This window comes from Streptomyces longisporus, from assembly GCF_039532765.1.
GTDB classification, from domain to species: domain Bacteria; phylum Actinomycetota; class Actinomycetes; order Streptomycetales; family Streptomycetaceae; genus Streptomyces; species Streptomyces longisporus.
In genome coordinates this window covers 43,913-55,243 of sequence record NZ_BAAASG010000002.1, presented here as the reverse complement: position 1 = coordinate 55,243, position 11,331 = coordinate 43,913, and the positions used below count along the sequence as shown (strand labels likewise).

Sequence of the window (11,331 nt, the reverse complement as noted above, 5' to 3'; positions counted from 1 at the left end):
CCCTCATCAGTGCGTAGACCGCACATACGCAGCATGGCGGTTGCCGTCGCTGTGACGACGGCCGCCACGGGCCTGGCCGGTACCGCCTTCGGCACCACCTCGGGGACGGGCCACACCGCTGCCACCGCCGGCACGTCGGCCGCGTCCGTGGTGGCCGCCGCCCGCGCCGCCGCCTTCGCCCACGCGTCCGCGACCGGCGTCTCCCAGGGCGACGAACTGCAGGCCGAGGACGTCATGATCGACCCGGAGGGCGCCCGGCACGTCCGGTTCACCCGCGCGCACCAGGGCATGCAGGTGCTCGGCGGCGACCTCGTCGTCCACCTCACCAGGCAGCTGACGTACACGGGTGTCACCCGGGCCGCCGGACACACCGTCAAGCCCGCCGCCGCCACCGCGGCCAAGCTGTCGGCCGCCGAGGCGCAGCAGAAGGCGGCCACGGCCGCCAAGGGCGACGCCGGCACCGCCGAGCTCGTCGTGGACGCCCGTGACGGCGCATCCGCCCTCGCCTACCAGGTGCGGGTCAGCGACAGCGGCACCGCCGAGGGCAGCGGCTCCCGGACGGTCGTCATCGACGCCGTCACCGGCAAGGTGCGCAGCAACACGCCCGACAGCGACGAGTTCCTCTCGCCGGCGCTGCTCGACACCCTGCGCGAGCGCGGCCAGAAGCTCGACCCCGCCACGGGCGCCGGTGCGCAGACGGCCGGACTCGCGGCCGCGTCGGCCTCGTCCGCGGCCACCCGCTACCCGTCGACGGCCCACGGCACCGGCAAGTCCCTCTTCGTCGGCACCGTCCCGCTGACGACCACCCGCACGGCCCGCACCAGCTACCTCCTCAAGGACCCGACCCGCTGGGGCACCGAGACCCGGGACGCCAAGGGCCGGGAGCTGGAGAACTTCGCCCGCGGCACGAAGATCACCACGACCAACGACGTCTTCGGCAACGGCAAGGTCACCAACCGCAACACCGCCGCCGCCGACGCCCAGTACGGCATCACCGAGACCCTGGACTTCTACAAGAAGACCTTCGGCCGCAAGGGCATCGAGAACAACGGCAAGGGCGCCCAGGCCATGGTCCACTTCGGCAACAAGGTGGCCAACGCGTTCTGGGACTCGACCTGTGACTGCATGCTCTACGGCGACGGCGACGGCGACACGTTCAAGAAGCCGCTGGTCGCCCTGGACGTCAGCGGCCACGAGCTGACCCACGGCGTCGTCGACGCCACCGCCAAGCTGGAGCCCACCCGCGTCGACGCGGAGGGCAACCAGTACGGCGAGCCGGGCGCGCTGAACGAGTCCCTCGCCGACATCTTCGGCTCCAACGTCGAGTTCTTCGCGAACAACGCGTCGGACAAGCCGGACTACCTCATCGGCGAGAAGATGGGCCTGGCCCAGAAGTTCCTGCGCCGCCTCGACCACCCCTCGCTCGACCGGCTCGAGGGCACCATCGACTACTGGTCGCCCGAGGCGTACGACGCCGAGGTGCACGCCGGCTCCGGCGTCTCCTCGCACGCGTACTACCTGCTCGCCGAGGGCAGCGGCCGGAAGACGATCGCCGGCGTCCAGTACGACTCGCCGACCTACGACGGCTCGACGGTCAAGGGCATCGGCCGCACCAAGGCCACGGCCATCTTCTACCGCGCCCTGACCCGCTACATGGTCTCCACGACCGACTTCCACGACGCGCGCAACGCGACGCTGAAGGCGGCCAAGGACCTCTACGGTGCCAACAGCACGGAGTACAACACGGTGGACCAGGCCTGGGCCGCCGTGAACGTGACCTCGGCCAATACCCCGGCCGCACACCGCTGACCGCGGAACGGTGACACCGGTCCGGGCGCCCCAGTCAAGTGGGGCGCCCGGATCCGGCACATCCACCCTTTCTGAAGGGCCCGGCTTCTGAAAAGCCCGGCTGTTGAAGGGCCCAGTCATCACTGCACTGCGGTGGCCGAACTCAAGTGCGACAATGCACGCAGCTGTGTCTCCCGCAGGTGAGCCCCAAGCCCGTCCAGCTGGAGGAGTGGATGTCCCCCGGAAACCTCGACGAGCGGCTCCGTCACTTGGAAGGGCATCGCCCGGTGAACGCCCGCTTCGCCCGGGCCGGCCGACTCGGCGCCCTTCTGCTGCTGGCCGGTGCCGTCCAGGCCACCCCGGTGCACGCAACCGACGAACAGGCCCCGTTCACCGTGGTGGGAGCGCCCGCGGACCGCCGTGAGGTCGTCACCTGGGGTGCGAGCGCCGAGCGCATGAACGACGCGGTCGCCGACCGTGGCTACCGGCTCGTCGTCCACACCAGCACAACCGGAAGCGACCTGCGGATCCGGCTCTCCAACGCCTTCGGCGACCGGCCGGTGACCTTCGACAGCGTCTACGCCGGTCTGCGGCAGCAGGGCGCCCGACTGGTCCCCGGCAGCAATCACCGTCTGACCTTCGGCGGCGCCCGTTCCGTCAGCGTCCCCGCGGGCGCCGCCGCCCTCAGCGATCCCCTCCCCGGCCGGCTGCCCGCCGCGACCGACCTCGTGGTCAGCATCCACTCACCGGACGCCGCAGGACCCGCGACCGGTCACTGGCTGGCCCTGCAGACGTCCTACAGGAGCGAGGGCGACCACACCGCCGAGGCCGGCGCCGCACACTGGACGCAGACGACCGGCTCGTGGTTCTACCTGGACGCCGTCTCCGTACGCCCGCCCGCCGGCACCGCAGCGGTCGTGGCCCTCGGCGACTCCATCACCGACGGCCGGCAGTCCACCACCGACCTCGACCGCCGCTGGCCGGACTACCTCGCCCGTCGGCTGCGGTCCTTTGCCGGCCACGTCGAAGGTGTGGCGGACGAAGGGATCTCGGGCAACCAGGTCCTCGCGGACGGCGGCGGCCAGAGCGCCCTGAAGCGCCTGCAGCGCGACGTCCTGTCCCAGCCGGGCGTCCGCACCGTCTTCCTCTTCGAAGGCGTCAACGACATCAAGGCCCGCACCGGAGTCACCGCCCAGGACCTGATCGCCGGCTACCGCGAGATCGTCGAGCGGGTGCACGCGGCCGGGAAGTGCGTCGTCGCCGCGACCGTCGCCCCGTACAAGGGCTGGCCGGAATGGGATCCGGCCGGCGAGAAGGTGCGGGGGGAAGTGAACCGATTCATCCGTAGCAGCGGCGAGTTCGACGCCGTCACCGACTTCGATCATGTCCTGCGCAGCCCCTCCGACCCCGAGCGCGTCCGTCCCGTCTTCGACAGCGGTGACCATCTGCACCCCGACGACAAGGGCATGCGGGCCCTGGCCGACGCCGTCGACCTGAGGAGCCTCGACTGCTCCGCCCGGCACTCAGGCGGCTGAGGTCAGCCCGATGCCGTCGGCTCCGCTGCGATCAGCCCCTGCCGGTAGGCGATGGCCACCGCCTCCGTGCGGCTCGAAGCACCCAGCTTGGCCAGGATGTTGGAGACGTGGACGCTGGCCGTCTTGCCGGTGATGAACAGCTCTTCGCCGATCTGTCGGTTGCTGCGGCCGCGGGCGAGCAGCCGCAGCACGTCCTGCTCCCGGGAGGTCAGCGGCGAGGGGCGCTCCCCGTCCGAGGGGGCGGTGGCCAGGCGGCCGCGGCGTATCAGGGCGTCGATCCGCTCCAGCAGGGGCGCCGCGCCGAGCCGCTCGGCCACCGCTCGCGCCTCGCGGGCCTGCACGGCCGCCTCCTCGCGCCGCTCGGCCGCCAACAGGGCCTCCACGAAGCGCGCTTGGCAGCGGACCCGCTCGTACACGTCCCCGAAGCCGAACGCGGTCACCGCCTTCTCCCAGGCCGCCGCGTCCGGCCCGGACACCGCCCGCAGCCACTCCGCCTCGGCGCGGGCCAGCCAGGCCATCCCCTCGGGCCCCTGCGGGGTGCCGTCCTCGCCGTTCAGGGCCGTCTGCCGGGCGAGCTCGACCAGTTCGTCCGCGGTGTCCTTCCAGCGGTGCCACTCGCCGCCGGACGAGCGCAGTTCCATGGCCGCGTCGGCGACCGCCGTCAGGGCGAGCCCCGCGAACCGCACCGAGGCAGCGGGGAGGTGGCCTGCCTCGTCGGTCAGCGCCGCGACCGTCGCGCGGACCCGCTCCACCGCCGCCTCCGGCTCGCCGCGCAGCACGGCGGCCTCGGTCAGCGCGATGCCCGCGACCAGCGTGGCCATCCAGTCGAAGGGCCCCTCCAGCAGCGCCCGCGCCCGCTCGACGGCGCCCATGTCCCCGCGGGCCAGCGCCACATACAGCGCGGGCCCCATCGCATAGCCGCCCGCCGGGGGCAGCACGTCCGCGTCGGCCGCCGCGGCCCGCACGCATTCGTCCCAGCGGCCCAGGGTGTACAGCGCCAGCAGATGCAGAAAACGCATCTCCAGCGGATACGGCGACGACAGCAGCCCGGCCCGCCGGGCGCGCTCCAGACCCTCGGTCACCCACGGCAGACAGCCCTCGAGGTCACCCGCCTCGAAGCAGCCGACGGCCAGGTTGAACAGGGCGCGCATCTCCACCGGCGCGTTCCCCGCCCGCCGGGCCAGCTCCCGGGCCTCCTTCAGCCGCTCAAGGCCCTCGACGGTGCGGCGGCCGCCGCCCTCCAGGATCGCCAGTGAGATGAGCAGGTCGGCCTGCGCGTCCGCGACCCGCAGCTGCTCGGCCATGCCCAGGGCCCGGTGGGCGACCCGCAGCGCCGTCTCGTCGTCCCCGATGTGGCGGGCCGCAAGGACATGCGTGGCCGCCGCCCACACCCATGTCCGGGTCGGTGGTTCGGCGGGGATCATGGCGAGTGCCTCGCTGCTGTAGGCGAACGCGGCCGCCAGGTTGTCGACCCTCATCAGATTGCCGGCCAGGGTGTACCGGACCCGGGCGGCGAGTTCGGAGTCCGTGTCCTGGTCGATGCCGGCGAGTGCGGCGCGGGTGAGGGACACCGCCCGGTGCGACTCACCGGCGTGCGCGGCCGCCGCCGAGGCGCGCAGGGTGAGCGTCACCCGGTCGATGCCGTCGCCCGCGGGCCGGGCCGCCGGGTCGACCGAGGCCCACAGGTCGAGGACGGTCTCCAGGTGCTGCAGCTCCTCGGCGGGTGCGCCCACCCGGTCGGCGTGCTCGGCCGCCTCCAGGGAGGCGGCGAGTGCCTCGGCCAGGTCATGACTCTCGCGGTAGTGGTGGGCCCGCTCGGCGGCGCTCTCCGCCGGGTGCCCGCGTCCGGCGAGCAGCCGGGCGAACGCGCCGTGCAGCCGGGCCCGTTCGCCGGGCAGCAGATCCGCGTAGACCGCCTCCCGGGCCAGCGCATGCCGGAAGGCGTAGGTGTCGGCGTCACCGGGGACCAGGAGCTGACGGCCGATGGCCTCGCGCAGGGCCGCCTCCAGCTCGTCCTCCGGCAGCCCGACCGCCTCGCGCAGCAGGTCGTGCTCCACGCGCCGCCCGGCGACGGCGGCGGTGCGCAGGACCTGCTGGGCGGTGTCGGACAGCTGCTCGATGCGGATGAGGAGGACGTCGGCCAGGCCGCTGGGGACACCGCCCGCCTCCGTGTCGGTGGCCGCGAGCAGCTCCTCCGCGTAGAAGGCGTTGCCCTCGGCGCGCTCGACGATCCCGCGGACCGTGGCCTCCGGCAGCGGGCGCGCCTGCCGCGCGCGCACCAGCCGGGTCACCTCGGCGTCCGCCATGGGGCGCAGCTCCAGCCGCTCCACGGCGGGCAGCCGTACCAGCTCGGCCAGGAGGGGGCGCAGGGGGTGGCGTCGGTGCAGATCGTCCGCCCGGTAGGAGGCGAACACCGCCAGCCGGTGCGTGGGCGCGCCGCCGGCCGGCCGCTGCAGGATGCCGCGGCTGAGCAGGAAGCGCAGCAGGTCCCGAGAGGACTGGTCGGCCCAGTGCAGGTCCTCCAGGACCAGCAGCAGCGGAGCGATCTCCGACAGGTCGGCCAGCAGCCCCGCCATGCCCTCGAACAGCCGCAGCCGCCCTCCGCCACTGTCCGAACGCGTGGCGGGGCTCCCTTCGTCCCGCACCGCGTCCGTCCCGGCACCCCGCAGCCGGTCCACCACCGGATGCCGGGCCAGCGCATCGGAGAACCGCTCGTCGGCCGCCAGCGCGCCCAGGATCTCGGTGAACGGCAGATACGGCAGCCCGACGTCACCGAGGTCGACGCAGTGTCCGGTGAGGACCGTCATCCCGGCCCGGGTGGCTCGTCCCGCAACCTCGTCCAGCACGCGGGTCTTGCCCACCCCGGCGTCCCCGGCGAGCAGCACGGCCCGGGCCTCCCCGCCCCGGGCACGCTCCAGCATTCCGTCGAGCCGGGCGATCTCCTCGTCCCGGCCGATCAGCGGCGTGGTGAACATGGTCTGCGGCACGGATCCATCCTGGCACGCGCCACTGACAAGTCCGCGGCGCTTCGGGAGCGCCCCAAAGGGGCGCGGGGCTGTATCGATTTGCGGCACCGCTGCGTCGGCGCGACCAGCCACGACGTACCCGCAGACAATTCACCGCATCACCGGCGGAGCGCTCAGCGCAGCGTCTGCGCCCAGTTCGCTGGCACCCGCCCGGCAGGGCCCGGCGCCGGCTGGTCCGCGGGATGGCTCACCGGGGGAGCGAGGTCGGGCCCGGACTCGTACAGCTCCTTGGTGTCGAAGTTCCAGAACCATTCCTCGCCCGGCTCGAAACTGCGGATCACCGGGTGGCCGGTCTCCCGGTAGTGGGCGGTGGCGTGCTTGGCGGGCGAGTCGTCGCAACAGCCGATGTGCCCGCACTGCGCGCAGCGCCGCAGATGGAACCACCAGCCGCCGACCGCGTCGCACTCGACGCACCCGCTGCCGCTCGGCGGGACGGCGGGGTCGATTCCGTTGCCACTGGTCATGCGGGCTCCTCCGGTGTGTCGTCGTCCGTCGCGGTCAGGGGCAGCAGGACCTGGAAGCGGGTGTCGCCGGGTTCGGACTCCACCTGGAGGGTGCCGTGGTGCTTGTTCACGACAATCCGCCAGGAGATGTCCAGACCCAGCCCGGTGCCCTCGCCCACCGGCTTGGTGGTGAAGAACGGGTCGAAGATGCGGCCGCGGATCTCCTGCGGCACGCCGGGCCCGGTGTCGCGGAACTCCACCAGCAGCCGGTCGTGGTCGCGAGCCGTCCGCACCGTCAACGTGCCTTCTTGGCCGGTGCTGTTGATGGCGTGGACCGCGTTGTCGATCAGGTTGGTCCACACCTGGTTCAGCTCCGCCGGGTAGGCCGGGATCTTCGGCAGGGTGCGGTCGTAGTCCTTGACGACCTCGATCCGTGAACCGATCTTGCCCGAGAGCATCAGCAGTGTGCTGTCGAGGAGTTCGTGGACGTCGGCACTCTGGTAGGGGGCCCGGTCGAGCTGCGAGTACTGCTTGGCCGCGTCGACCAGGTGCGAGATACGCGTCGTGGAGTCCTCGATCTCGTCCATCAACAGCTCGGTCTCGACCGTGTAGTTGAGCCAGCCGATCGCCCCGGGCAGGATCTCCGGATCCACGTCCGCCGCCACCTGGTCCAGCCAGTCGATGTCCAGACCGGCCTGCACGAACGTGGGCGCGAGCCGCCAGCCGTCCGGGATGCCGTGGTCGTCGAGCCAGTCGGTGAGGGCGTCCTCCCGGTCGGCGGCCTCCAGCGGGCTCAACGTCGGCGCCTTGGCGACGAGTTCGGCGGTGCGCTCCTGGACCTCGATGAGGTTGGCCAGGGCCTCGCGCGGATACGGGCCCGCGGAGATGACGCCCAGCTTGTGCCGCATCTTCGCGACCCGCTCGCGCAGCGTCGCGGTGGCCCGCACGGCCGCCGCCGCCGGATTGTTGAGCTCATGGGTGAGCCCGGCGGACAACGAGCCCAGCGCCAGCAGCCGTTCGCGCTGCCCGATGGCCCGCTGCGTGCTCTTCGAACCGAAGAACAACCCCTCCAGCAGATGGACCGCCATCGGGAACCACTCCTGCATGACGGCCGCGAACGTGTCCGCGGGCAGCACGAAGAACCGCGTCTGCTCCGTCACGCGCATGGAGTTGTTGTACAGCTGCCGGACCCGGTCCCCGAGGTAGGCCTGCATGGCGCCCGAGTACACGCCGGGCTGCGAGGTGCGGGTCACCTCGACGTCGTCACCGCCGACCCGGCGGGAGAGCACGACCGTACCCTCGATCATCACGAAGAAGCAGGTCGCGGGCTCGCCCTCGGTGTACACGGGCCCCGCCTCGAACCGCTCCACCCGCCCCTCGCTGCACAGCCGCCCGAGCTGCTGAGGGGTGAGCTTCTCGAACAGGAACAGCGAACCGATCTCCTGCGGGCTGCAGGGCATGACCTGCCCGCTCACGACTGCTCCAGATACCGGTGGACGAGCATCACGGCCATGGCTCCCTCTCCGACGGCGGACGCGACCCGTTTCGCGGACTCGGCGCGGGCGTCGCCCGCCACGAACACGCCGGGAATGTTGGTCTCCAGGTGATACGGCGGCCGGTCCAGCTCCCAGTCCGCCGGCGGGCGCCCGTCCGGGGTCAGATCGGGCCCGGCGAGGATGAACCCGTGCTCGTCGCGCAGCACCGTGCCGTCGAGCCAGTCGGTCAGCGGGGCCGCACCGATGAACACGAACATCCACTGCGCGTCGACGAGTTCCGTCTCGCCGGTCTCCGTGTCGCGCAGGGTGAGCTGTTCCAGCCGGCCGGAGCCGTGCGCGGACTCGACGACCGTGCGGGCGCGCACCGAGATGTTGGGCGCCTCGTTGATCTGCTGGATCAGGTAGTACGACATCGACGCGGACAGGTCCGGCCCGCGCACCAGCAGCGTCACCGACTTGGCGCCCCGGGACAGGTACATCGCCGCCTGCCCGGCCGAGTTGGCGCCGCCGACGATGTACACGTCGTGGCCCTGGCAGGAGGCCGCCTCGGTCAGCGCCGAGCCGTAGAACACCCCGCAGCCCGTCAGGTCGTTGCAGCCCGGCGCGTCGAGCTGCCGGTACGACACGCCGGTCGCCAGGATCACGCTGTGCGCGGCGACCGCCGAGCCGTCGGAGAACCGCACGGTCCGCGCGGCCCCGTTGACCTCGAGTCCCGTCACCTGGCGCGCGGTGAGGATCTCGGCGCCGAACTTCGCCGCCTGGCGCCGCGCCCGATCGGTCAGCTGCGCCCCCGACACGCCGTCCGGGAAGCCCAGGTAGTTCTCGATCCGCGAGCTCTGCCCCGCCTGCCCGCCGGTCGCCGACCGCTCCACGAGCACGGTCCGCAAGCCCTCCGAGGCCCCGTACACGGCGGCCCCGAGCCCGGCGGGCCCGCCGCCGATGACGACGAGGTCGTAGAAGTCCGCCGCCGGCGTGGTCGCCAGTCCCACCTGCGCGGCCAGCTCGGGCGCCTCCGGCTCGACCAGGGGCGTCCCGTCCGGGGTGATCACGAGCGGCAGCCGCTGCCCGTCCTGCCCGGCCGCCGCCAGCAGCCGCCTGCCCTCGGGCTCGTCCGCCGAGTACCAGCGGTAGGGCACCTGGTTGCGGGCCAGGAACTCCCGTACGTCCGAGGACCGCGCCGACCAGCGGTGCCCGACCACCTTCGTGCTGGGCACCGGCCGGAAGTCGCTGCAGCGCCAGGCCTCCAGCAGGTCGTCGAGAACGGGGTAGAGCTTCTCCTCGGGCGGGTCCCAGGGCTTGAGCAGATAGTGGTCCAGGTCGACGACGTTGATCGCGTCGATGGCCGCGCTGGTGTCCGCGTACGCGGTCAACAGCACCCGCCGGGCACCCGGATACACATCCAGGGCCTGCTCCAGGAACTCGATGCCGTTCATCTGCGGCATGCGGTAGTCGGCCAGGATCACGGCCACCAGGTCGCCGCGCAGCTTCAGCTCCCGCAGCGCGTCCAGCGCGGATTCGCCGGACTCCGCGCGCACGATCCGGTACGACTCGCCGTAGCGCCGCCGCAGATCACGGGCCACGGCCCGGGAGACTCCCGGATCGTCGTCCACGGTCATGATGACGGTCCGCGCTGCGTCGGACGCCTGTGCCATACGTCTCCCACCCCGAGTGGCCGGATGCTCGGCGCGGGGACCTCGTCACCGCGCCGGCTCCGCCCATCGTATGTTCGATCGTCCCGGTTCGCTCCGGGACGAGTCAGGCGGCCCGTGAGCGGAGCACGCAGAACTCGTTGCCCTCGGGGTCGGCCAGCACCACCCACGTCTGCTCGCCCTGTCCGACGTCCACGCGCCGCGCGCCCAGCGCCAGCAGCCGGTCCACCTCGGCGTCCTGGTCGTCGGGGCGGAAGTCGAGGTGCAGGCGGTTCTTGACGGTCTTGCCCTCCGGTACCGGGGCGAAGATCAGTCCTGGCAGTCGGTCCTTCTCGGGCCGGATCTCGAACTCGTCGGCCGCGTCGTTGACCACGACCCAGCCGAGCGCCTCGGCCCACCACCGGCCCAGCGCGACGGCGTCGGCCGCGTCGACGTTCACTTGCCCCCATTCCATGGCCATGGCAGGAGCGTAGTGAAGACTGGATCCGAGCGACCTGATCACGAGACTGGGAGGCAGCCGCATGACCCGCCCGATCACCGCAGGTGTCGACGGAACCGAGGAGAGCATTGCGGCACTTCACTGGGCGGCGCGGGAGGCGGTGCGCCGGGGGCTGGCGCTGCGCGTGGTGCAGGCGTGGCGTTTCCAGCCGTACGAGTCGATCGACGCGGCGGACCCGGGCACCCAGGCCGGCTGGGTGAAGGACGCGCTGGCCGAGGTTGTGCGGAGTGTCACCGCGCGCCATCCGGACCTCGACGTCACCACGGACGTCGTGGCGGGAGAGACGGTCGACACGCTGCTCGCGGCGGCTGCGGAGTCCGAGATGCTGGTGCTCGGCTCACGCGGGCACGGGCCCGTCGTCGGCTTCCTGCTCGGCTCCGTGGGGCAGCAGGTGATCGCCGAGGCGACGCGGCCCGTGGTGCTCGTGCGCGCGGGCGACCAGCCGACGGCCGAGGCCGCCGGACGGGAGGTGGTCGTCGGTCAGCAGGGCCAACCGGACGACAGCGCCGACGCCCTGCGGTTCGCCTTCGAGACGGCGGCCGCTCGCGGCGCCACCGTGCGTGCGGTGCGGGCCTGGACGCTGCCGCCGGTGTTCGCGTACAGCCTGGGCTCGATGCACCTCCTGGACGAGGCAGGAGGCCTGGAACCGTTCGAGGCGAAGGCACTGGCCGCCGCACTGCAGCCCTGGCGGGAGCGCTTCCCCGATGTGCATGTGATCGAGCACCTGGAGATCGGCAGTGCGGGCCAGGTGCTGCTGTCGGTGGCCGGACGGGCCCAGCTGATGGTCGTCGGCCGGCGCGCGCACCGCACGGCCGTCGGCGCCCGCATCGGCTCGGTGGCGCACGGCGTCCTGCACCACGCCGACTGCCCGGTGGCCGTGGTACCGCACGCCTGA

General features: G+C 72.5%; 8 protein-coding genes. 3 read left to right on the top strand and 5 right to left on the bottom strand.

What is annotated here, in order from left to right:
* Positions 1-33: 33 nt before the first annotated feature.
* Together ABD355_RS01825 and ABD355_RS01820 are read left to right on the top strand one after the other, a co-directional pair.
* Positions 34-1,809 carry a M4 family metallopeptidase gene (locus tag ABD355_RS01825; protein WP_344398195.1) on the top strand — a complete coding sequence of 592 codons (1,776 nt, stop codon included), beginning with the start codon at positions 34-36 and terminating at the stop codon, positions 1,807-1,809.
* 266 nt (positions 1,810-2,075) lie between these two features.
* Positions 2,076-3,323 (top strand): SGNH/GDSL hydrolase family protein, encoded by a 1,248-nt coding sequence (locus ABD355_RS01820; protein ID WP_344399022.1) that lies wholly within the window; start codon positions 2,076-2,078, stop codon positions 3,321-3,323.
* A 2-nt stretch (positions 3,324-3,325) separates the two neighbouring features.
* On the opposite strand, the gene ABD355_RS01815 is transcribed toward ABD355_RS01820, so the two are convergent.
* The 5 genes from ABD355_RS01815 to ABD355_RS01795 all read right to left on the bottom strand — a co-directional run bounded on the left by ABD355_RS01815 (position 3,326) and on the right by ABD355_RS01795 (position 10,397).
* On the bottom strand, positions 3,326-6,298 hold the full coding sequence (locus ABD355_RS01815; protein ID WP_425585701.1) for a helix-turn-helix transcriptional regulator: 2,973 nt from the start codon (positions 6,296-6,298) through the stop codon (positions 3,326-3,328).
* 164 nt (positions 6,299-6,462) lie between these two features.
* Complete coding sequence (locus ABD355_RS01810) at positions 6,463-6,813, bottom strand: UBP-type zinc finger domain-containing protein (protein WP_344398193.1); 351 nt, start codon at positions 6,811-6,813, stop codon at positions 6,463-6,465.
* The gene (locus tag ABD355_RS01805) at positions 6,810-8,267 is read right to left on the bottom strand and encodes an ATP-binding protein (protein ID WP_344398192.1); all 1,458 of its coding nucleotides are present in this window, start codon (positions 8,265-8,267) and stop codon (positions 6,810-6,812) included. Before ABD355_RS01805 ends, ABD355_RS01810 begins: the two co-directional genes overlap by 4 nt.
* Positions 8,264-9,940: an NAD(P)/FAD-dependent oxidoreductase gene (locus tag ABD355_RS01800; protein ID WP_344398190.1), complete on the bottom strand. Its 1,677-nt coding sequence runs from the start codon at positions 9,938-9,940 to the stop codon at positions 8,264-8,266. Before ABD355_RS01800 ends, ABD355_RS01805 begins: the two co-directional genes overlap by 4 nt.
* A 103-nt stretch (positions 9,941-10,043) precedes the next feature.
* On the bottom strand, positions 10,044-10,397 hold the full coding sequence (locus ABD355_RS01795) for a VOC family protein (RefSeq protein ID WP_344398189.1): 354 nt from the start codon (positions 10,395-10,397) through the stop codon (positions 10,044-10,046).
* A 61-nt stretch (positions 10,398-10,458) separates the two neighbouring features.
* Between ABD355_RS01795 and ABD355_RS01790 the strand changes: the two genes are divergently transcribed.
* On the top strand, positions 10,459-11,331 hold the full coding sequence (locus ABD355_RS01790) for a universal stress protein (protein ID WP_344398188.1): 873 nt from the start codon (positions 10,459-10,461) through the stop codon (positions 11,329-11,331).

What these genes read in the sequence shown, in the direction of transcription:
- ABD355_RS01810 (WP_344398193.1), bottom strand. Translation starts at nt 6,813, where the DNA reads ATGACCAGTGGCAACGGAATCGACCCCGCCGTCCCGCCGAGCGGCAGC.
- ABD355_RS01800 (WP_344398190.1), bottom strand. Translation starts at nt 9,940, where the DNA reads ATGGCACAGGCGTCCGACGCAGCGCGGACCGTCATCATGACCGTGGAC.
- ABD355_RS01790 (WP_344398188.1), top strand. Translation starts at nt 10,459, where the DNA reads ATGACCCGCCCGATCACCGCAGGTGTCGACGGAACCGAGGAGAGCATT.
- ABD355_RS01795 (WP_344398189.1), bottom strand. Translation starts at nt 10,397, where the DNA reads ATGGCCATGGAATGGGGGCAAGTGAACGTCGACGCGGCCGACGCCGTC.
- ABD355_RS01825 (WP_344398195.1), top strand. Translation starts at nt 34, where the DNA reads ATGGCGGTTGCCGTCGCTGTGACGACGGCCGCCACGGGCCTGGCCGGT.
- ABD355_RS01815 (WP_425585701.1), bottom strand. Translation starts at nt 6,298, where the DNA reads ATGTTCACCACGCCGCTGATCGGCCGGGACGAGGAGATCGCCCGGCTC.